The 20,582-nt window shown below is 67.7% G+C and carries 19 protein-coding genes, 2 tRNA genes and 1 other RNA gene; 8 read left to right on the forward strand and 14 right to left on the reverse strand.

Going from position 1 to position 20,582, the window contains the following annotated elements:
* The first annotated feature begins 57 nt into the window (after positions 1-57).
* The gene (locus OXG83_16200) at positions 58-1,701 is read left to right on the forward strand and encodes an alkaline phosphatase family protein (protein MCY3966571.1); all 1,644 of its coding nucleotides are present in this window, start codon (positions 58-60) and stop codon (positions 1,699-1,701) included.
* A 9-nt stretch (positions 1,702-1,710) separates the two neighbouring features.
* Here OXG83_16200 and OXG83_16205 read toward each other — a convergent pair whose 3' ends face one another.
* The 12 genes from OXG83_16205 to tadA all read right to left on the reverse strand — a co-directional run bounded on the left by OXG83_16205 (position 1,711) and on the right by tadA (position 9,332).
* The gene (locus OXG83_16205; GenBank protein ID MCY3966572.1) at positions 1,711-2,211 is read right to left on the reverse strand and encodes a polymer-forming cytoskeletal protein; all 501 of its coding nucleotides are present in this window, start codon (positions 2,209-2,211) and stop codon (positions 1,711-1,713) included.
* A 25-nt stretch (positions 2,212-2,236) separates the two neighbouring features.
* Entirely contained in the window at positions 2,237-3,115 is an 879-nt protein-coding gene (locus OXG83_16210; GenBank protein ID MCY3966573.1) for a ParB/RepB/Spo0J family partition protein, read from the reverse strand.
* Between the two features lie 18 nt (positions 3,116-3,133).
* On the reverse strand, positions 3,134-3,892 hold the full coding sequence (locus OXG83_16215; protein ID MCY3966574.1) for a ParA family protein: 759 nt from the start codon (positions 3,890-3,892) through the stop codon (positions 3,134-3,136).
* A complete protein-coding gene (locus OXG83_16220) occupies positions 3,885-4,529 on the reverse strand; it encodes a class I SAM-dependent methyltransferase (protein MCY3966575.1) in 645 nt (214 codons plus the stop codon). Before OXG83_16220 ends, OXG83_16215 begins: the two co-directional genes overlap by 8 nt.
* A gap of 584 nt (positions 4,530-5,113) precedes the next feature.
* Positions 5,114-5,929 carry a hypothetical protein gene (locus tag OXG83_16225; GenBank protein MCY3966576.1) on the reverse strand — a complete coding sequence of 272 codons (816 nt, stop codon included), beginning with the start codon at positions 5,927-5,929 and terminating at the stop codon, positions 5,114-5,116.
* A gap of 19 nt (positions 5,930-5,948) precedes the next feature.
* Entirely contained in the window at positions 5,949-7,703 is a 1,755-nt protein-coding gene (gene yidC / locus OXG83_16230) for a membrane protein insertase YidC (GenBank protein MCY3966577.1), read from the reverse strand.
* Complete coding sequence (gene yidD, locus OXG83_16235; protein MCY3966578.1) at positions 7,696-7,965, reverse strand: membrane protein insertion efficiency factor YidD; 270 nt, start codon at positions 7,963-7,965, stop codon at positions 7,696-7,698. The genes yidC and yidD overlap by 8 nt, the downstream gene beginning before the upstream one ends.
* The gene (rnpA, locus tag OXG83_16240; GenBank protein ID MCY3966579.1) at positions 7,962-8,375 is read right to left on the reverse strand and encodes a ribonuclease P protein component; all 414 of its coding nucleotides are present in this window, start codon (positions 8,373-8,375) and stop codon (positions 7,962-7,964) included. Before rnpA ends, yidD begins: the two co-directional genes overlap by 4 nt.
* A gap of 2 nt (positions 8,376-8,377) precedes the next feature.
* Complete coding sequence (gene rpmH / locus OXG83_16245; protein ID MCY3966580.1) at positions 8,378-8,512, reverse strand: 50S ribosomal protein L34; 135 nt, start codon at positions 8,510-8,512, stop codon at positions 8,378-8,380.
* Between the two features lie 112 nt (positions 8,513-8,624).
* Positions 8,625-8,714, reverse strand: a tRNA-Ser gene (locus OXG83_16250).
* A gap of 47 nt (positions 8,715-8,761) precedes the next feature.
* Positions 8,762-8,851, reverse strand: a tRNA-Ser gene (locus OXG83_16255).
* A gap of 1 nt (position 8,852) precedes the next feature.
* Positions 8,853-9,332 carry a tRNA adenosine(34) deaminase TadA gene (gene tadA, locus OXG83_16260; protein ID MCY3966581.1) on the reverse strand — a complete coding sequence of 160 codons (480 nt, stop codon included), beginning with the start codon at positions 9,330-9,332 and terminating at the stop codon, positions 8,853-8,855.
* Positions 9,333-9,467: 135 nt separating this feature from the next.
* Here tadA and ffs point away from each other — a divergent pair.
* The 4 genes from ffs to recR all read left to right on the forward strand — a co-directional run bounded on the left by ffs (position 9,468) and on the right by recR (position 12,209).
* An RNA gene (gene ffs, locus OXG83_16265) (signal recognition particle sRNA small type) lies at positions 9,468-9,566 on the forward strand.
* 29 nt (positions 9,567-9,595) lie between these two features.
* Positions 9,596-11,293 (forward strand): DNA polymerase III subunit gamma/tau, encoded by a 1,698-nt coding sequence (dnaX, locus tag OXG83_16270; protein MCY3966582.1) that lies wholly within the window; start codon positions 9,596-9,598, stop codon positions 11,291-11,293.
* Between the two features lie 35 nt (positions 11,294-11,328).
* On the forward strand, positions 11,329-11,622 hold the full coding sequence (locus tag OXG83_16275) for a YbaB/EbfC family nucleoid-associated protein (GenBank protein ID MCY3966583.1): 294 nt from the start codon (positions 11,329-11,331) through the stop codon (positions 11,620-11,622).
* On the forward strand, positions 11,622-12,209 hold the full coding sequence (gene recR / locus OXG83_16280; protein ID MCY3966584.1) for a recombination mediator RecR: 588 nt from the start codon (positions 11,622-11,624) through the stop codon (positions 12,207-12,209). The genes OXG83_16275 and recR overlap by 1 nt, the downstream gene beginning before the upstream one ends.
* A gap of 244 nt (positions 12,210-12,453) precedes the next feature.
* Here recR and OXG83_16285 read toward each other — a convergent pair whose 3' ends face one another.
* Both OXG83_16285 and OXG83_16290 read right to left on the reverse strand, forming a co-directional pair.
* Entirely contained in the window at positions 12,454-13,626 is a 1,173-nt protein-coding gene (locus OXG83_16285) for a DegT/DnrJ/EryC1/StrS family aminotransferase (GenBank protein ID MCY3966585.1), read from the reverse strand.
* A 26-nt stretch (positions 13,627-13,652) separates the two neighbouring features.
* Positions 13,653-14,753: an A/G-specific adenine glycosylase gene (locus OXG83_16290; GenBank protein MCY3966586.1), complete on the reverse strand. Its 1,101-nt coding sequence runs from the start codon at positions 14,751-14,753 to the stop codon at positions 13,653-13,655.
* 385 nt (positions 14,754-15,138) lie between these two features.
* Here OXG83_16290 and dnaA point away from each other — a divergent pair, with 385 nt between their 5' ends.
* From dnaA to gyrB, 3 genes are all read left to right on the forward strand, one after another.
* Positions 15,139-16,470, forward strand: coding sequence for a chromosomal replication initiator protein DnaA (gene dnaA, locus OXG83_16295; protein ID MCY3966587.1), 1,332 nt, complete (start codon positions 15,139-15,141; stop codon positions 16,468-16,470).
* A 340-nt stretch (positions 16,471-16,810) separates the two neighbouring features.
* A complete protein-coding gene (gene dnaN / locus OXG83_16300) occupies positions 16,811-17,923 on the forward strand; it encodes a DNA polymerase III subunit beta (protein ID MCY3966588.1) in 1,113 nt (370 codons plus the stop codon).
* Positions 17,924-18,075: 152 nt separating this feature from the next.
* Positions 18,076-20,517 (forward strand): DNA topoisomerase (ATP-hydrolyzing) subunit B, encoded by a 2,442-nt coding sequence (gene gyrB, locus OXG83_16305; GenBank protein ID MCY3966589.1) that lies wholly within the window; start codon positions 18,076-18,078, stop codon positions 20,515-20,517.
* Positions 20,518-20,582 lie beyond the last annotated feature (65 nt).

Raw genomic sequence — 20,582 nt, forward strand, 5'->3', positions numbered from 1 at the left:
GGGTCGAAGGCCGGGCGCCGAGCCGCCGGCCGCGACAGCCCGGTAGAGTCCGTCCCAGTGAATCGAGAACGGCTGCTCAGCTTCGCCGCCTGCGCGATACCCGGGCTCATGGCCGGGATCCACCTGGCTGGGCTCCTCTTCTTCCTCAACCCTCACCTGCCATTTCAGCCGGGGCCGGTGTTTCGAACCAGCGCCTACTACGGTCTGCTCGGCGCTCTTAGCACGACCGTTCTGCTGGCGCCGATTTCCTGGCGGACGCCCGAGCGCGCGGGGCGGCTGCTTCCCTGGTGCCTCGGAGCCGTGTTCGGCGCCGCTGCCGGCCTCGACCTTGCCCACGCGGCACTCTACGACCACTTCCTGCCTCCCGGCATTCACGATCGGCTGATCAAGGCCGGGCTCTGGCTCGTCCTGGCCGCGGCCGTCACGTTCTACACGGCGTTCCTTCACACCTACCGCCGGCAGAGGCCCTATGGAGCTCGCAGCCGCTTCGGCATCGCCAGCCTCGCGGTCCTGACCGTGTACTCGGTCTTCGAACGGCGCGAGGCGTTCGAGCCGCCGCCGCAGAGGAAGCCTCGCGCGGCGGCGATCGAGGCCGCACCACCGCCCAACCTCCTGATCTTAGGCCTCGACGGCGCCTCGCTCGACGCGATCCTGCCCCTGTCCGAGCAGGGGCTGCTTCCGTTCTTCTCGCAGACCATGCGATCCGGCAGCTACGGACGCGCCGAGTCGGTCGAACCGGCGAGCCGTCTGCCGCTCTGGACAACGGTCGTCACCGGCAAGTACCCGTTCCGCCATGGCGTCGTGTCAGAGGCGACCCGGGGCGCGCCCTGGCTTGGAGGGGAACGTCTCCACCTGGCGCCCCGCGGAATCGGCTTCAGCGTCTGGGGCGATCGCGGAGTGACCGAGGGCGGGCCGGCCGTCTTGCCTTCCGCTCCCTCCCTCTGGCAAATCGCCGAGGGGTTCGGACTCGACGTGTTCGCACTAGACCCCGGAGTCGGTCTCACGGACTCCGCGGTGGCACGTGCCGCCGCTCTGGGTTCGGCGATGGAGGACGAGCGGCTGGCACGGCTCGGCGATGGCCCGCCATCCGCGCTCTACACCGCGGCGCTCCGTGATCTGGAGACGCAGACCCAACTGCTGGAGATCCTGTCGTCGCGATCTCCGGAAGTCGATACGGGGCTCGTCGTGTTCGCGGTCATGGACGGATTGGCCGCGGTCTCGAACCTTTACTACGACTCCTACGAGGCCGTTCAATTCGACGGCGACCAGGAACAGGCGCGCGTCGACCGGGCGCGCTGGCTGTCGGCCTACTACGCCTTCGTGGACGGCCTGGTAGCCGAAGCCTGGGAGGAACTGCCGCCGCCGCGGACGCTGGCCGTGGTCAGCGCGTACGGCTGGAGGCGGTCCGGGCCCCTGCGCCGGCTGTTCGGCTTACGAGGCAACGCCCCCGCCGGCGTAGGGAGCGGATACCAGAACACGCCCGACGGACTGCTTCTGCTCCGCGGACCGGGAATCAACGAGGACCGTCTCCTGACCCGGCTCGGCATCCAGGACGTGGCCCCTACGCTCCTCTACGCCCTGAACCTGCCGACCGCGCTCGACATCGACGGCCGTGTCCTCACCGAGGCCTTCGACTCGTCGACTCTGGCCCGCCGGCCGATCGCCTTCGTGCCCTCCTACGAAACGAAGACCGGGAGCTAGGAGGCGGCTCTAGCGCCGCCCACCCTCACCCGTCGACGACTCGCCGGACGAGGCCGTCCCCCCCGGCAGAGCGAATCGCTGCAGAGCCGGATCGGCAGCCTCCGGCGCCGGAGCCTGCTTGCCGCCATCCACGATGGACGGTCTCGAGGGACGCTGGTCCTCGGCGGGACTCATCTTGCACTGACCCTGGAAGAACGCCCCGCTCGCGATGACAAGAGCGGGTGCACTGATCTCGCCCTCAACGTGACCGTTCACGCCGATCTCAATCCGCCTCTTCGCCTCCACCTGACCTTCGAGCCGCCCTGAGACGCTGAGTTCGCCCACCTTGACGACACCTTCCAGCACGCCGCCTTCGCCGACGATCAACTCGCCTTCCGATTCCACCGTGCCGTTGAAGTGGCCGTGGACCCGGAAGGTGTTCTTGAATCGGAGTTCCCCCCGGACCTCGCAGCCGGCATCGAGGAAGCCGTTCAGGTCGCCCGGGGAGCTGTTCTTGAGGATCTTCGACATGGCAGGGCTCGCTCCGACGTTGGTGTCACTCCGCCGACAACCGCTCGTAGATGCGGATCAGCTCGGGTTCGGAGTGGAAGTGGATCTTCAGGACGCCGCCACCCCGGCGGCGCCGGCTGATTTCGACGCGGGTCTGCAGTCTACGCGTTAACCGCTCGACGGCGGCGGCCGTGTGGGGATCGCCCTCCGGTTTGGCCGCCCTCCGCTTCGCGGCAGGCTTCGTCCGAAGACCGGCAGCGATGCGCTCCAGCTCTCGCGCACTGAGGGATTCGCGCTCCGCGCGGATGCCGAGTTCGATCTGGCTCTGTTCGTCGCCAAGCGCCAGCAACGGACGAGCCTGACCCGCCGTCAGCCCTCCGGACTGCAACTGCTCCTGCACCGCGGCAGGCAAGCGAAGCAGGCGGAGGGCATTGGCCACGGCTGCCCTGCTCCGGCCGAGCCTGCCGGCAATCTCCTGCTGCGAAAGCCCGAAGTCGTCGCTGAGGGTCCGGAAGGCCTTCGCCTCTTCCAGCGGGTTCAGATCGGAGCGCTGGAGGTTCTCGACCAGGGCGAGGCGAAGCATTTCGCGCTCGTCGTCCACGTCTCGAAAGACGACCGGCACCGTCTCCAGACCAGCCTTCCGCGCCGCCCGCCAGCGACGCTCGCCGGCGACGATCCGGTAGCGGCCGCCGCGATCCGGGCCACCGGTGACGACGATCGGCTGGAGCACTCCGATCTGGGCAATCGAGTCCGCCAGTTCCGACAGGGCCTCCTCGTCGAACCGGTCGCGCGGCTGCCGGCTGTTCGGTTCGAGCTCCGCCACCGGCAACTCGCGTTCCACCCGCGGCGCCGCCGGAGAACGAGCCCCGCTGTCGGCGAACAACTCATCCAGCCCACGACCGAGGCCACGCCGTCTGCTGCTCACATGACTCCGATGGCGCGATCAGGGCCGGCGGGCCGCGAGCTCCTGCGCCAGGCCCAGATACGCCTGGGCACCCTTGCTCTTGATGTCGTACTGCAGGACCGGCATGCCGTGACTCGGCGCCTCCGCCAGACGGACGTTGCGCGGAACCATCGTATCGCAGACGATGGATCCGAAGTGCCTGCGCACCTCGCGCGCAACGTCCCGCGACAGGTTCGTGCGGTCATCGTACATGGTGAGGATCACGCCGGCGATCGCCAGGTCGGGCCTACCAAGTTCCCGGACCCGCTGAACGGTCGCCATCAACTCGCTGATGCCCTCGAGTGCAAAGTACTCGCATTGCAGCGGCACGACGACCGCGTCCGCGGCATAGAGGGCGTTCAGGGTCAGTCGGCCCAGCGCCGGGGGACAATCCACGAAGACGCGTTCGTACTGCTGGGCAAGGCCTTCGAGCGAAGCTCCAAGCCGCCGGATCCACGCCTGGTCCCGTTGCAGACCCAACTCCGCTCCGACCAGATCCCGGTTCGCCGGCAGCAGGTCGAGGTAGGGAAACCCGGTCGGGACGATCACCTCCGCGGCGTCGGCCTCCCCGGAAAGCACCTCGAACAGGGTGGGTGCACGTCCCGACCAGCCAAGCCCCCGGCTGGCGTTTCCCTGCGGGTCGCTGTCGACGAGCAGCACCCTCCGCTCCATGGCGCCGAAGGCCGCCGCGAGATTGATCGCCGACGTCGTCTTGCCCACGCCGCCCTTCTGGTTGGCGACCGCCAGGAGGTCAGCCACGGCGGATCGGCCGAAGCAGGAGAAGCCGACGGTGCCGGCTGTCGGGCAGACTCACTTCTTCTTCCACGGAACACATCGCCGCCAGCCCGGGCGCCAGTTCACGGCCAGCCCAGACCATCAGACGCCCACCACCCGGAAGCGCCTCGATCAGACGGGCCAATGTGACCTTCGGAAGCCGTACGCCGCGCAGCGCCACGAACTCTACCGCCCCGGCCAGGCTACCCGCGGACTCCGGGCCCACACGCTCCCGAACCACCCGCACCCGCGGAAGCTCAAGCTCCCGAACCGCCTCCGCCAGGAACGCAGCCTTCCGTTCGCGCGCCTCCACCAGGACGACGCTTCGCTCCGGATGCAGGGCCGCCAGTACCAGCCCGGGAAAGCCCGCACCACTGCCGAGGTCGAGAAGCGACGAACCGTCGCCCTCGGTCTTCGACCGACTCCAATACGCCCGAGCCGCAACCGACTCCGCGTAGTGCCGCCGCACCCACACGGCCGGAGAATCCTCACCCACGAGCCGAACCACCCGGTTCCACTGCTTCAACAACTCCGCATGCCGGCCCAACCGCCCGATCGCCTCCCCCGACAACCGATCACCGAACTCCCGGCGGAACAACTCCTCATGTTTCACGTGAAACACCCTGCGAGGAGGGGCTCCAACAGGAACCCTGTTTCACGTGAAACATGCACTACTCAGTCCGCGAACCGCCCAACTCTTCCATCTCCCAGCCGAGGGTATCTCTCCACAATCGGACGTTCTGGACCTTTCGTCCGAAGCACGCAGCCCTTTCGCCCCTTGCATGAAAGAAGCTCGTGCTCGCTGCTTCGCAGCATCGCGCTCAATGCGGACCATAAGGTCCGCGCACCCAGAGAACGGCCGTCAGGCGGCGACACTCTCTACAGCAACCTGACTGCTCCATGCGCGGCCAAACGCCGCTCCAGGTCCTTGCGCGAGCCCAGAATCCCCCTACCTGACGGAGCAGCGTCTAGCGCGCCCGAAGACGCCGACGACGTCCAGCCTGGCCGGGGCCGGAGGAGGGGGTCCCAGGGGGCTGTCGGCAAGCGACGCCCGACGCCATCTCCTGAACCACCGCCCAACCGGAGCGCAGCCGACCGCAGCGAGCGCCAACCTCCCCTCTACTCAGAAAGCGCGAGCGGCCCCTGGGACCCCCTCCTCCGGCTCCGGACAGGCGGGTGCGCTCCGACGACAATCTACAAAGCGCGCTACAAGCTGCGGATGTTGACGCGTTTGAAGTAGCCGTTGCCCTGGCTCTCGGTTTCGACGTCGGGGTCGTCGGCCAGGGTCAGGTGGACGATGCGGCGGTCAGCGGGGTTCATTGGACGCAGGGTGCGGATGCCGCCGCGGGACACCACCTCGTCGGCGACACGGCGTGCGAGGCCGCGCAGACGCTCTTCCTTTCTGCGCTGATAGCCGCCGCTATCGAGCCGGCACGGCACGATTCGTCCCAGTTCCCTGAACATGACCCGCGGCAGGAGGTGCTGGAGCGCAAGAAGGACCTGGCCCTCGTCCTCCACGAGGAGTTCCTGGTCCACCCCCTCGATCTCGACCTCCAGCCGGCCGTCCGCCAGAGCCATCTCCGCCGACACCTCGAGGTCGGCCAGCTCCAGCAGTTGCCGAAGCGCCTGCTGGGCGATCTCCAGGATCTCCTCGGAGTCCACGGCGGGTGAGTCCACGTCCTCCGGCGCCACCATGTCCGGCGCCACCGTGTCCGGCGCCGGCGCGTCCTCTGCTACGTCCGCCAGCGCCTCATCCGAGTCAGCCGGTGCGGCATCGGCAGGCCTCTCGCCGTCGCGGTTGTCGGTCGCTTCGTCGCTTGCTTCGCGCGCCTCCGAACCCGGACCGACCTCCCGCGGGTCGACCCGGATCACCACCCGACGGCGCTTGACGAATCCGTGCCGCTTCTCGACCCGGTCAAACACCACCTGGTCGGGCGACACACCGAAATGGTTCGCCGCCGCCAGCACCGCTCTGGCCTCCGTTTCGCCTGAAAAGAACACGTTCTTGGTTGGTGCGTTCATCTGAGTCCCGTCCTGTGCCTCACTTCTTGGTCTCCGTTGCCTTCGGCGCCACTTCGCCCCCGAGGTAGCCCTTCTTCTTCAGCTTGTTGTACACGCCCGTCTGCACGATTCCCAGCAGATTGTTCGTCAGCCAGTAGAGCACCAGGCCGCTCGGAAAGCTGAACGAGAAGATCGTGAACCAGATCGGCATCGTGTTGATGATCAGCTTCTGCGTCTTGTTGGGCGGCGGCGGCAGCATCCGCTGCTGGAGGAACTGCGAGGCGCCCATGACGAGTGGAAGCACGTAGATCGGATCAGGCAGCGCGAGGTTCTGAATCCAGCCGAGCCAGGACGCGTCCCACAGCTCCACCGCCTCGCTCAACAGCCGGAAGAAGCCGAAGAACACGGGCATCTGGAACAGGATCGGCAAGCAGCCGCTGGCAGGGTTCACGCCCTCCTCCCGGAACAGCGCCTGAATCTCCTCGTTCATCTTGCGCTGCATGTCCATGCGCGGACGGCCCTTCCCGTCCTTCAGCTTGGGCCGGTACTTGGCGCGGATCGCTTCCATCCGCGGATTCAGCTTCTGGATCCGCTGCATCGAAACCTGACTCTTGTGGGTCAGCGGGAACAGCACCAGCCGGATGACCACGGTCATCAGAACGATGCTCCACCCGTAGTTCGCTACGACATTGTCGTAAATCCAGCGTAAACCGAACTGCAACGGCCTCGAGATCACGCCGAAGAAGCCATACCGCACCGTCTTCTCCAGTCGCACTCCCATCGCCGCCAGAGCGTCGTACTGCTTGTCACCGAAGTACGCGCGGCCGGCCAGTTCGCCGCCCGAGGAGCGCAGAACCAGCATCAGGTCCCGGGTCAGCTCGGCAGTGGCGACGTCCGCGGCCTCGAACATGACGAAGCCGCCCAGGTTGCCGTCGGCCTCTTCCAGGTTGGCGACCGGGCGTGCCTGCACCAGTCCCCTCGCACCCGCCGGAATCACAGCGGTGATGAAGTACCGGTCCTCGAGCGCCACCCAGCGCGCACTGCTCCCGAGATCCCTGGGATCCTCGGTCTTCCGGGGCTCCAGCGACTCCATGTCGCCATCCGAGAACCATGTCGCCGCTCTCCGCTGCTGGCTCGACAGGCGGCTCTGCAGTTCCTCCACGGTCGGATTCCGGATTCCCGGACCCAGCACCAGCCCCCAGGAGTCACCGGGAGACTCGACTTCGTACCGGAAGGTCAGACCCCCCACCTGCGTCGTCACTTTCGGAATGTGAAACGTCTTCGTCGCGGTGCCGAGGTCACCGCTGTAGCGGAAGCTCAGCCGGGTGTCGCCGTCGACGGTTGAGCGATCGACGACGAACAGCGCCTCGTTGAGCGGCGAAGTCCGCTGTGAACCCTGGAACGCGAAGGGGTAGGGCTGGCCCCGTTCACGCCCGCGCACCAGTTCCACCGGCTCGCCGCCGTCCGGGCGGCGCAGTTCGAAGGACAGCAACTGGGCGCCACGGTTGGTGAACTCGAGCGTCGCGTTGCCCGACTCCAGCACCACGCGCTGCTCGGCCGGGGCCTCGACCCGTTGCACGACCGGGGCAGGCGGAGGTGTCGCTGCCCTCTGCCCCGTCGGGGCCGGGACCGCGGAACTGGGTTCGCCGGCGGTCCCTCCGTCCATCTCTCCGTCGACGCGGCCAGACTCCACCGGAGCCCGCTCCACCGGTGGCTGCGGCGAGAAGAGCGCCTGCCAGAGAAGCAGAACGCCCAGCGACAGGACCGCGGCGAGCAGGAGTCTTCGACTATCCATCCGCCTCGGCTCTCATTCCCCGCAGCTTCGGCGACCCCGCGCCGGCGGGCGGCAAATCGATGCCTCCCCGGCCCAGAGGCTGGCAGCGGAGCAGGCGCCGGATCGTCAGCCAGCTCCCCACCACCAGGCCGTGGCTCCGCAAGGCGATCTGCCCGTACTCGGAGCAGGTCGGACTGAAACGGCAGGCGCGTGGAAGGAGCGGCGACAACCAGCGCTTGTACGCGCGCAGCGACGCCACGGCGAAGCGGACTGGGACGTTCATGACCGCGACGACCTGCGGCGGCGGGAGCGGCGGGTGCCGTACCGGCCGGCTGCTCGAAACAGGCGGTCGAGTTCCCGGTAGAAACTGCGCCGATTGGCGTCGGCAGCTGCGGCCTTCAGGTGGACCACCACGTCCACCGCGGGCAGCTTGTCCCGCCGGACCTGCTGGCGGTAGTGCTCCCGCACCCGCCGGCGGAGCCGGTTTCGTACCACGGCTCCGCCGACGCGCCGACTGGCGGTGAGGCCGAGCCTCGGCTGCCCAGCGTCGTTCTCCCGCACGTGGAGCACCGCGATGTCGCCATGCAGGCGCCGACCCCGGCGATAGACCCTGCGATAGTCGCGGCTCGACCGGATCCGTTCGCCCCCCGGTGCGACACCGGAGTTGCACCGCGGGCTGCTCGCTCGACTCAAGGTCAGACCGTGAGGCGCTTGCGGCCCTTGCGGCGGCGGCGCGAGAGAATCGCCCGCCCGTGTCTCGTCCGCATGCGGGCGCGGAAACCGTGCTTCTTCTTGCGACGCCGGTTGTTCGGCTGGTATGTCCTCTTCACGTCGTTACTTCCTTCCTAGGGTGTGGCATGGCGGAGAGGGTGGGATTCGAACCCACGGATCGCGCAAACGGTCCAGGAGTTCTCGTGAGACCGCCCGGCGGGGCCTAGGGCGTGGCGGAGAGGGTGGGATTCGAACCCACGGACCGCTCGCACGGTCAACGGTTTTCGAGACCGCCCCATTCGACCACTCTGGCACCTCTCCTCGTTCCCAGGCCTCTTGGTGCGCCTTCACCTTCTCCAGCCCCAGAATGGCGGAGAGGGTGGGATTCGAACCCACGGTAGAGTTGCCCCTACACATGCTTTCCAGGCATGCACCTTCGACCACTCGGTCACCTCTCCCTCAAACGAAAAGCCCGCTCGACCGTAGACGCCGGAAGAACGCGCGCAACAAAGCTGAGCTCTCCTCCGCCAGGACGCCGGAGCATACCGCGATTTGGTGATTCAGTCTCGGTTCACGGACGACATCGCCGACCGAGCCGCAGTAGCCGCCCTTCGGATCCCGCGCCCCGAACACGAGTCGCTCCACGCGGGCGTTGACCATCGCCCCGGCGCACATCGCGCAGGGCTCGAGCGTCGTGTACACGGCGCAGCCCTCCAGTCGCCAGCCGTTCTGGCGGGCGGCTGCCTGAGCCAGTGCGATCATCTCGGCATGGGCCATCGGGTCGCCCCAGGACTCCCTGCGGTTGTGGCCACGGCCGACCACCTCTCCGTCGCGCACGACCACCGCGCCCACCGGAACCTCACCGGCGGCAGCCGCGAGCCGGGCCTCCTCGAGAGCCAACCCCATGGCAGTTCGATCGTCCACCCGGAGACCCTCCATCCAGTCGGCGAGCAACCGTAGCAGCATCCGTTCCCGCGCGGCATCCAGACCGTCCGCCAGGCGACGCGGGCTGCTACCATTCCGGTCGATTCCCCGTCTCTACGCACGGACGCGGGATCGAGAGGTGACCGAAGGGTTCGGGCCCTGTGAATCGACCGGCCCCGAACCTCGTCAGGCCCGGAAGGGAGCAGCGATAGGGTGTTCGTTTCGAGGGCGCAGTACAGCCGGAACCCTTCATTGACTTCTCCCTCCAGCGGCCGGCCGTGACGTACCAGGCGCTGGCGCGCAAGTGGCGCCCCCAGAGGTTCGCGGAGCTGGTCGGCCAGGAGGCCATCGTGACCGCGCTGGGAAACGCCCTGCGCGAAGGGCGGATCGCCCAGGCCTACCTGTTCTCGGGCATCCGCGGCGTCGGCAAGACGACGGCGGCCAGGGTCCTCGCAAAGGCGCTGAACTGCGTCGGCCCCGACGGTTCCGCCGCTGCGCCGGCCGCCGAGCCGTGCAACGAGTGCCCCGTCTGCGCCGAGATCACGCAGGGGGGCGACCTGGACGTTCTCGAGATCGACGCCGCCACCTACTCCAAGGTCGACCAGGTCCGCGACCTCACCGAGAGCCTGAAGTACGGCCCCGCGCGCGACCGCTACAAGGTCGTCGTCCTGGACGAGATCCACCGGCTCTCGGGCTCGGCCTTCGACGCGTTGCTGAAGATCGTCGAGGAGCCGCCGCCGCACCTGACATTCATCTTCGCGACGACCGAGATCGAGAAGGTGCCCGCGACTGTCCTCTCCCGCTGTCAGGAGTTCCACTTCCGGCGCGTCGCAGCCAGGGAGATGGTGGCCCACCTGACCAGGATCTGCGAAGCGGAGGGAATCGAGGCCAGCCGGGCGACCCTGCACCTGATCGCACGCGCCTCCGAGGGCAGTGTGCGCGACGCGGTCGCCCTCCTCGACCAGCTCGCCACGTTCGGCGATGGGAAGCTGGCCGACGAGGATGTCGGCCGGCTGCTGGGCGGAATCGACACGAAACTGCTCTCCACCCTTCTTTCGGCGATCCTGGCCGGCGACGGAGCCCAGGTGTCGCTGACGATCCGCTCGATCGAGGACGGGGGCAGCGATCCGCGGCAGGTGTTCACCCACTTCCTGGGCTTCCTGCGCAGCGCCCTTCACCTGGCGCAGGGTCTCGACCCCGAGCAGGTCGATCTTCCCGGCGAAGCCGCGAAGGAACTCGCTCGGGTGGCGGCAGATGCAGGCTACGAGAACCTGCTCCGGCTGCTGCATCTGCTGCTCAGCAGCGAAACGGTCGTGCGGCGCGCCGACGCTCCCGGTCTGGCGCTGGAGGTCGCCCGGCTCCGCGCCGCCGAGTTGCCGAGACTCGTCCGGATCGAGCGACTCGGGGCCACGCTGCCGGACGCCCTTCCCGCCGCGACGGAATCGACTGCTCCACCCGGTGCGCCTGCGCAGGGTCCGCCGGGTGCGTCCGGCGCCGACGGCCCGGCAGGCTCCGCGGGCACCGGCGACGAGATCCAGCGTCTCCTGGCTTCCAGGCATCCTTCCCTGGCCGGCCTGCTCGACTTTCACAAGGCCGGGTTCACGGTGCAGGGCAGCACACTCGTCGTCACCGCGGTTCCGGCCCTCGAGGAGGCGCTTCGCGACGCCTCGAAGGCGGCCCAACTGAAGGACGCCGCCCGCGCCGTCCTGGGCCCCGATGCCGACTGGAAGACGACTGGCGCCGCGCCCGGCGCGCGAGAAGACGCCCCTTCCCCGGCCGGTCGCGCCCCACGGACCAACCCGCCGAGGCCGGCGCGGGAAACGGCGCCAGGCCGCCCACACCGGCGATCCGAGGGCCGCGGCGGCCCCCAGCCAAGCGAGAAGGCGCGCCGGACCGCGGAGGAGAACCCGACCGTGCGCGCGGTGCTCGATATCTTCGGCGGCCGCGTGGTCGACGTAAGGCCACGGACCCACTGACCCTCCGAGTTCAAACCCGACAAGGAACGTCCACGATGAACATCCAGAAGCTGATGCGGCAAGCCCAGGAAATGCAGCAGCAGATGCAGCGCGATCTGGCGGCAGCCGAGTTCACCGCCAGTGTCGGCGGCGGCATGGTCGAGGTGCGCATGAACGGCGAAAAGGAGGTCCTGGGCGTTCACATCGATCCGGAAGTCCTGGACCCTGAGGATGCGGGCATGGTCCAGGACTTGGTGCAGGCCGCCGTCAACGAAGCTGGACGCAAGGTGAACGAGTACGTGGGCCAACGTCTCGGCGGCATGGCCGCCGGGATTCCCGGCCTGACGTGATGCCGGCCGATCCGCTCTCCAGCCTCGTAGAGGAGCTCTCACGCCTGCCGGGCATCGGCCCGAAGACCGCCCGGCGACTGGCGCACCATCTGCTCCGCGTCGACCGGAGCCGAGCCGAAGCGCTCGCACAGGCGGTCATCGACGTCAAGGACCGCATGATCCACTGCTCCACCTGTCACCAGATCACCGCGGTGGATCCCTGCTCGATCTGCAACGACCCGCAGCGCGACCAGACCAAGCTCTGCGTCGTCGAGGAGCCGTTCAACATCGAGCCCATCGAGCGCACCGGCGAGTTCCACGGCGTCTACCACGCCCTTCTGGGCTCTCTTTCGCCCCAACGGGGCGTGGGACCGGATGAGCTGACGGTCGCCTCCCTCCTGGAGCGCCTCGACGGCATCGAAGAAGCCATCCTGGCGATGAACCCGAACGTCGAAGGCGAAGCAACGGCCCTCTACCTGGCTAACCTACTCGCCCGCCGCGGCGTCCGCGTCACCCGCCTCGCCTTCGGCCTCCCCGTCGGCGGCGACATCGACTACGCCGACCAGGTCACCCTGGCGCGGTCCCTGGCCGGCCGCCGCTCGTTGTAGCTGGGCACCCGCCCGTCCGGAGCCCGTGGGCAGGGCGTTGCGCGGCCCCCGCCCGTCTTGGGGCCGGAGGGGTCAGCTCCCAGGGTGACGTGAGCGCTTGATTGGAGATGTAAGGGGGTGGCGCTCACTCCGCTTCACTCGCTCCGGTTCGTCGTCGGTGGCTGCTATGTCGTCGGGCGTCGCTCGTTCAGAGGCACCTGGGAGCTGACCCCTCCGGCCCCGACTGGGCGGGTGCAGCCCGAAGCTACGCGGTCGCGATGCGCTCGCAGATGCGGTCGAGCGTCGACTCGTCGAGGTAGGGGTGCATGGGCAGGCTGACGACCCGGTGGGCCAGGCTCTCGCTGACCGGCAGCGATCCCGGACCGCGGCCATGGCGTTCGTACGCCGGCTGCAGGTGCATCGGCAGCGGGTAGTGGACCGCGGTCGGAATGCCGGCGCGTGCGAGGTGTGCACGCAGAGCGTCTCGGGTCGGTGCGGACGGCCTTCCGTCCGCGTCGTCCACGCGCAGGGTGTACTGGGCCCAACTCGACTCGACCTCGGGTTCGCACGCCGGCACGGCGACGCGCCACGGCGTGCGCATCGACGCCGACACCTCGCCCAGCCTTCTGGTGTAGCCGGCGGCGACGGCGCGGCGAGCGGCCAGTTCCTGATCGAAGATCGTCAGTTTCGCCAGGAGAACGGCAGCCTGCAGGGTGTCCAGCCTGCCGTTCATCCCCAGGCGCACGATGTCGTAGCGGTCGGCGCTCTGGCCGTGTTCGCGCATCGACCGCACCACCTCGACGACGGCTGGTTCCCTGGAGAAGATCGCGCCGGCGTCGCCGTAGGCTCCGAGCGGCTTGGCGGGGTAGAAGCTGGTGGTCGTCAAGGCGGCGAGCGATCCGGCCGGCCGGCCTCCGCGACGGGCACCGAAGCTCTGGGCGGCATCCGAGACGACCTCCAGCCCCCTTGAAGCCGCCCAGTCGGCCAGCGGCTGCCCGGGCATCGGCTGGCCGAACAGGTCGACGGTGATCACCGCCCTGGGGACGGCGCCGCCGGTCCGCTCGAGCCTCTCGAACTCCCGCTCGAGGGACCCCATGTCGAGCAGGAAGTCGTCCTCCCGGACGTCGACGAACACCGGGACGGCGCCCGCGAGCAGGACGACTTCCGCCGTCGCCGTGAACGTGAAGGAAGGAACGAACACCGCGTCGCGCCGCCCCTCGGTGCGGCCGACGCCTAGTGCGAGCAGGGCGATCAGCAGGGCGTCCGACCCGCTGGATACGGCGACCGCCGGCGCGCCACCGAGCCGGCCCAACTCGGCCTCCAGTTCCTCGACCTCGGGTCCCATGACGTAGCGGCCATGGTCGAGGACGGCCGCGATCCGCCGGTCGATCTCCGGCCGCAGCCGCCTCGACTGTGCGGCCAGGTCGACGAAGGGAATCGGCTGCCGTTCCTCGGTGGCCGTCGTCATGGCCCGGAGTGTATGGGGATTGAGGCCAACGACTTGGGGAGCAGCGACGAGGTCGGCAGATCGTCGATCTCCTCCGGAGCGAACCACCCTAGTTCACCCCCGGCCGATCCCGAGCCGGGCTCCTCGCGCCCCGCTTCCGGCCGCCAGTGGGCGGCAGCCACACGAACGTAGAAGTCCCGATAGGTGACCGCGTGACGAACCACGGCGCCGTCCTCGCACTCCCAGTCGCCACCGAACGCCTCGCCCAGCTGCGCCGCCGCTTCGCCCAGGGACTCGTCCCCCCGCCCGAGCTCGACCGTCGGCAGATGCCAGCGGCCGGCCAGCCACTCCGCGTCATCGGGCCGGCGGTGCAGTAGCAGGCCGGGACCTTCCCTGACCACGGCCGTGAAGCAGTAGACGTTTTCTCGATCCCGACGCGGGGCCGCGGCCGGGTAGTCCCGGGGATCCAATCCGGCGGTCCTGAAGGCCGCACACCCCGGAGAAAGCGGACAGGCGTCGCAGTCCGGGCGCCTGTGCCGGCAGACGAGCGATCCCACCTCCATCAAGGCCTGATTCGAATGGCCGGGGCGTTCCGGGTCCAGGAGCCTCGCCGCGGTCGCCAGCAGGCCACGTCGGGCCTCCGCCCGCTTCGGCGGCAGCGGGGAAGCCAGAAACCGGCTCAGCACCCGCTCCACGTTGCCGTCGAGCACCGGCACGCATTCACCGTCCAGCCGGCTGGCGAGCATCGCGGACGTGTAAGGGCCCACGCCGGGCAACTCACTCCATTCCGCGGCGCTTCCGGGAAGCTCGGCCCGTCGGGCCAGGATGCGGGCCGCGCGATGGAGGTTCCGCGCCCGGCGGTAGTAGCCGAGGCCCGACCAGGCTGCCTCCACCTCCTCGACCGCGGCTTCGGCCATCGCATCGAGCGTCGGGAAGGCCTCGAGGAAGCCCGGATAGCGCGACACCACGACCTCGCTGCGGGTCTGCTGGAGCATGACTTCCGCAACCAGCACTTCATAGGGATCCTCGGATCGCCGCCACGGCAAGTCGCGGCGCCAGCGGTCAAACCAGTCCAGGAGCCCGTCCCTGAGCTGCTCCGGAGGGACTAACTGCAACATGTGTCAGAACCTAGGCCGACCGAGGCCGCCGGCCGGCCGACCGACCGTCAAGAAAAGATGAAGAAAGTGGTCCGAAACCTCTTGTTCCCGCGTGGGCCCGCTGCTATCCTGCCCTTCTCGCGCAACGGAGACCGCCCGGCCTGAAACCACTGGACGCCTGCTTGGCCGAGAACCGCCAGTTTCGGCGCCGGTCGTCCCGAGTTTTTCCACACTGTGCGGAAAAGCTGCGGAACATAGCTCTACGGAGCGGCTTGTCCCTAGCAAACGTCTAGGACAGAGGTGGTGAGCGCGGATCTGGAGTCGGGGGGATCGGTGCGTCTCGGGAAGGGGAACAGGAAGGACAAAGGGGGGCTGGCGCCGGACGGCGCTGAACGGAGTGTGCGGCATGCCTAGTTCCGTTTGGCCGACTCTACGCCGCCAGCTGCGCGCGGACCTGCCGCCAGAGGAGTTCCGGACCTGGTTCCACCCACTCCGGGTCGCTTCCGAGGACGCGGAGCGGCTGGTCCTCGAAGCGCCGAACTCCCGCTTCGTCGCGGCGCTGGAGGAGGGCTTCCGGCCGATCGTCGACTGGGCGATCGCCGATCTCAAGGGGCCTACGTTCGAGGTTCTCTTCAAGAGCAGCGACTCCATCAAGGAGGCGGCGCGGCCCGCGCCGAGTCCCCCGAAGACGCCGGCTGCCGAGGACGCCGTGCCCAGCGGGAGTTCCCTCAATCCCCAGTACCGCTTCGACTCGTTCGTGATCGGCAACTCGAACCGGTTCGCAGGCGCCGCGTCGCAGGCGGTGGCGGAGAAGCCCGGAATCGCCTACAACCCCCTCTTCCTCTACGGCGGCGTGGGCCTGGGCAAGACCCACCTCCTGCACGCGATCGGCAACCGGCTCCGCCGTACCCTGCCCGGTACGCGCGTCGTCTATCTGGCAGCCGAGGACTTCGTCAACGATCTGATCACGTCGATCCGCTTCGAGAGGATGCCAGCCTTCCGCGAGCGCTACCGCACGATCGATGTGCTTCTGGTGGACGACATCCAGTTCCTGGCCAAGAAGGAGCGTTCGCAGGAGGAGTTCTTCCACACCTTCAACGTGCTCTACACGCGCCAGAAGCAGATCATCGTCACGTCCGACGCGCAGCCGCGGGACCTCGCCGACATGGAAGAGCGGCTCCGCAGTCGTTTCGGCTCCGGTCTGCTCGCGGACATCCAGCCCCCGGACCTGGAGACGAAGGTCGCCATTCTCCAACGCAAGGCCCGGCAGGTGCAGGGCCTCGATCTCGATACCGACGTCGCCCTGTTCATCGCCCGCCAGGTGCACTCCAACGTGCGCGAACTCGAAGGGCTGCTCAACCGCGTCACCGCCTTCGCGTCGCTCTCGGGCGCGCGTCTCGACCTGGACTTCGCGAAGGAGGCCCTCCGCGATGTGCTTCCGGAACAGGACCGGCCGGTGTCTTCCGCGCAGATCGTCAAGCTGGTAGCCCATCACTACGGGCTCAAGGTGCGCGAGATCAAGAGCAAGAGCAACTCGCGGCAGATCACGTATCCCCGGCAGATCGCGATGTACCTCTGCAAACGGCTGACCCAGATGTCCTATCCGGAAATCGGCAGGCTGTTCAACGGCAAGCATCACTCTACGGTGATGTACTCCGTCGAGCAGATCGAGCGCCGTCGCTCCGAAGACGAGCGCCTCGCCGCTCAGCTGGAACGCTTCACCCGTCAACTCGGTTGAGGCGACGCCAACTCCCGCGGACGGTTCCCGGCGCCGCCCGCCACCGAACATCCTGCGGAATCGCGGCGGATCCGCCCTGGAGCAAACTGCGCGGCGGCGGTGGATTCACAGGGCGTCCGCTTCGGCCCTTCTGCGGACCCAGGTCGATCCGGATCCGACCCGAGCACGGCACGGCGCTGAAATGCACAGCGAGTCCGCCGCCGAGTCCGCCGCTTACCGACAGGGATCTCTACCTGTAACCTTTGTGTTTTGAATGGTTTAGATAACAGATGCACAGCCGTTTCCATGGCCTTCTACGGCAACTTGGATGGTGTATATTGACTCCCTGAGGAGAGCGTAGATGAAGACCAGGGTTGAACGGAGAGAACTGCTGACCGAGCTCGCTGCGATGCGCGGCATCGTCGAGAGCAGATCCACGATTCCGGTCTTGTCCCATCTCCTGTTGCGGGTCCGCGACAACCGGCTGGAACTGGCGGCCACCGACCTCGATGTTTCGCTCACGTCCTCGTGTGCAGCCGAGGAAGGGTCCTGTGAACCGGGCGCCACAGCCGTTCAGGCGCGCAAGCTTCTGGAAATCGTCCGCGCCCTCGGCGACGGCGCGGTGGAACTGTCGACGGGGGAGTCGAACTCTCTCCACATCGTCGCCGGTTCCTCGCGATTCCGCGTCAACGGTCTCTCGGCGGAGGACTTTCCGACCCTTGCCGGAGTCGATCCCGACTCGGCTTCCGCGACCTTCGAGGCGCCATTTGCCGACCTCAAGCGGATGATCGGCAAGGTCATCTTCGCGGTCTCCGCCGAAGAGTCGCGGTTCCAGTTGAACGGCGCGTTGCTCAAGCTGAAGGATGGCGCCGTCGAACTGGTGGCCACGGACGGCCATCGTCTGGCCCTGATCGAGGCGGAGATGCCGGGCGTCGCCGAGGCGGACGGCGTGCTGGCTCCGCGCAAGGCGCTGCTGGAGTTGATGCGCTTCGACAGTGACGAGAGCGCGACGTTCCGCCGCAGCGAGCATCATCTCGCCTTCGTGATCGGTCGGCGCGAGTTGACCTGTCGCATCCTCGAGGGCACCTTCCCGGACTACGAGAAGGTCATCTCGAAGGACAACGACAGGAAGGCGTCCTTCGACCGGCAGGAATTGTCCGAGGTCGTCCATCGGGTTTCGCTGTTGACCGGCGACCGCGCCCCGATGGTGAGGCTGAAGTTCGATGAAAGGTCGCTGCTCGTGTCGTCGTCGAATCCGGACCTGGGCGAGGCCGAAGAGACGCTCGAATGCGACTATGAGGCGGAGAATCTGGAGATCGGTCTGAACCCCGCCTACGTTCGGGACTTCCTGGGCGCGGTCGATACCGACCGGGTCGAACTCGCGCTGAAGGACGAGAACAGCCAGTGCGTCGCACACCCCGTCGAGGGCGCCGATTCGCGCTACCTCTGCGTGATCATGCCGATGCGCCTGTAGCTCCCAGGATCCGTTCGCTGCGTGTCCTCGTAACTTTCCTGTTTTCAGTCATTTACAGATTACGCTGAATCGGCTCCCGAAGCTGGGATCCGGCGCTCCCATGTGATAGTTTTCCGCACATGGCGGACGCCGGAACAGGCGGTGTTCAGACGGTGGCTGAATCCGGGTACTCGGCCAAGGACATCAAGGTCCTCAAGGGCCTTGAAGCGGTCCGGAAACGGCCGGGAATGTACATCGGCGACACCGATGACGGCTCGGGTCTTCACCACATGGTGTTCGAGCTCGTCGACAACGCGATCGACGAGGCGCAGGCGGGTTTCTGTGACCTGGTAGAGGTCGTGATCCATGGCGACGGCAGCGTCTCCGTGAGGGACGACGGTCGTGGCATACCGGTGGGCTTCCACGAGGGCGAGCAGCGCTCCGCAGCCGAGGTGATCATGACCGAGCTCCACTCGGGCGGGAAGTTCGACCAGAACGCCTACAAGGTGTCCGGCGGGCTGCACGGCGTAGGCCTCTCCGTCGTCAATGCCCTGTCGGTCGAACTCGATCTGGAGATCGACCGGGACGGATACCGCTGGCGGCAGGGCTACAGCCGGGGAATGCCGGTCGCCTCGATCGAGGCCGTTTCCGATCTCGAGGTGCCGAAGGCTACCGGCACCCGGATCCGGTTCTCTCCCGATCCGGAGGTGTTCACCCGGCTGACCTTCGACTACCAGACTCTCGCGCAGCGCCTGCGGGAGCTGTCGTTCCTGAATCGGGGCATCGCGATCCGGCTGGTCGACGAGCGGACCGGCAAACAGGCGAACTTCGAGTACGAGGGCGGGATCAGCAGCTTCGTCTCGCACCTGAGCCGGAACAAGACGCCGCTGCATCCCGATCCGATCTACCTCCGGGGCGAACAGGGCGAAGACGGCTCGAGCGAGTCGGTGGAGGTCGCCCTGCAGTGGAGCGACAGTTACCAGGAACGCATCCACTGCTTCACGAACACGATCAACAACCGGGACGGCGGCACCCACCTTTCGGGTCTGCGCTCGGCGCTGACGCGTACGGTCAACAACTACGTCGCTTCCTCGGGACTCGGCAAGAACCTCAAGGAGAAGCTCTCCGGCGAGGACATCCGCGAAGGGCTGGTTGCGATCGTCTCGGTCAAGGTGCGGGATCCGAAGTTCTCCAGCCAGACCAAGGAGAAGCTGGTTTCCTCGGAGGTGCGCGGCTGGGTCGAGTCGACGGTCGGCGAGCAGCTCTCCGCATTCCTGGAGGAGAACCCCCGCGATGCCCGGCGCATCGTCGAGAAGGTGGTCGAAGCGGCCAGGGCGCGCGAGGCGGCCCGCAAGGCGCGCGAGCTCACCCGGCGCAAGGGTGCGCTGGACAGTTCGAACCTGCCGGGCAAGCTGGCAGACTGCAGCGAGCGGGATCCGTCCATGGCGGAACTCTTCCTGGTCGAGGGCGACTCAGCCGGCGGCTCCGCGAAACAGGGGCGCGACCGGCGCTTCCAGGCGGTGTTGCCGCTCAAGGGCAAGATCCTGAACGTCGAGCGGGCGCGCCTCGACAAGATGCTGTCCTCGGAGGAGATCAGGACGCTGATCCAGGCGCTGGGCACCGGCATTGGTACCGAGGACTTCGACATCGACCGTCTCCGCTACCACAAGCTGATCATCATGTGCGACGCGGACGTGGACGGCAGCCACATCCGGACGCTCATCCTGACCTTCTTCTACCGCCAGATGAAGGAGATCATCGACCGGGGCCACCTGTTCATCGCCCAGCCGCCGCTCTACAAGGTCACCGAGGGTCGAAAATCGAACTATCTGAAGGACGACGAGGAGTACCACGACTACCTCGTGCGGCGCATCCGCAAGGGCTGGCAACTGGCGCTGGGAAGCGATGATGCCTCCGATCCGACCGTGTTCGGGGGCGATCGACTGAGCCGTCTGCTGGACCGTCTGGCTTCGTTCCGGCGGACCCTCGAGTCCTTGAGCGCCCGAGGCGTGCCGACGGACGCGCTGAGGGCGGTCATTGGGGGTGGAATCACCGGCCGGGACCGCCTGCGTGACCGCGAACGCCTGCAGGACGTGGCGCAGATCATCGAGGCGTCTGGCTTCCACGACGTCGACGTGACCGGCGGCGAGAACGGGCTGTTCGCGATTCGCTTCCGGTCACGACGGGATGGCGTGGACCGCCAGGTGACGGTCGACGAGCAGCTCGTGACCGGCGCCGAGTTCCGCTCCCTGGTGGCGAATCGGGAGGCGCTCGAGGCATGGAACGCACCCTCGATCCTGCTCCAGCAGGTGAACGGCGCCAGTACGGACAGCCGCGAAGTGGAGTCGCTGGACGAGGCCCTCGACTCCCTGTTCGCCGCGGCGAAGAAGGGTCTGGCCATCCAGCGCTACAAGGGCCTGGGGGAGATGAACCCGGGGCAGCTCTGGGAGACCACGATGGACCCCGAGCGCCGCCGCATGCTGCTGGTCGAGATCGACAACGAGCGGGACGAGGCGACGGACGAGATCTTCGTGAAGCTGATGGGCGACAAGGTGGAGCCCAGGCGGCAGTTCATCGAGGAGAACGCCCTCTACGCCACGAACCTCGACATCTGATCGGCCGAACGTGACCAAGGACGAGCCCCCCACCACGCCGCCCCCCGAGCAGTCGGCGTCAGGCC

Source organism: Acidobacteriota bacterium (assembly GCA_026707545.1).
Lineage (GTDB): Bacteria > Acidobacteriota > Thermoanaerobaculia > Multivoradales > Multivoraceae > Multivorans.

What these genes read in the sequence shown, in the direction of transcription:
- dnaA (MCY3966587.1), top strand. Translation starts at nt 15,139, where the DNA reads ATGCCTAGTTCCGTTTGGCCGACTCTACGCCGCCAGCTGCGCGCGGAC.
- OXG83_16290 (MCY3966586.1), bottom strand. Translation starts at nt 14,753, where the DNA reads ATGTTGCAGTTAGTCCCTCCGGAGCAGCTCAGGGACGGGCTCCTGGAC.
- OXG83_16275 (MCY3966583.1), top strand. Translation starts at nt 11,329, where the DNA reads ATGAACATCCAGAAGCTGATGCGGCAAGCCCAGGAAATGCAGCAGCAG.
- dnaN (MCY3966588.1), top strand. Translation starts at nt 16,811, where the DNA reads ATGAAGACCAGGGTTGAACGGAGAGAACTGCTGACCGAGCTCGCTGCG.
- OXG83_16225 (MCY3966576.1), bottom strand. Translation starts at nt 5,929, where the DNA reads ATGAACGCACCAACCAAGAACGTGTTCTTTTCAGGCGAAACGGAGGCC.
- yidC (MCY3966577.1), bottom strand. Translation starts at nt 7,703, where the DNA reads ATGGATAGTCGAAGACTCCTGCTCGCCGCGGTCCTGTCGCTGGGCGTT.
- yidD (MCY3966578.1), bottom strand. Translation starts at nt 7,965, where the DNA reads ATGAACGTCCCAGTCCGCTTCGCCGTGGCGTCGCTGCGCGCGTACAAG.
- tadA (MCY3966581.1), bottom strand. Translation starts at nt 9,332, where the DNA reads ATGGAGGGTCTCCGGGTGGACGATCGAACTGCCATGGGGTTGGCTCTC.
- OXG83_16205 (MCY3966572.1), bottom strand. Translation starts at nt 2,211, where the DNA reads ATGTCGAAGATCCTCAAGAACAGCTCCCCGGGCGACCTGAACGGCTTC.
- recR (MCY3966584.1), top strand. Translation starts at nt 11,622, where the DNA reads ATGCCGGCCGATCCGCTCTCCAGCCTCGTAGAGGAGCTCTCACGCCTG.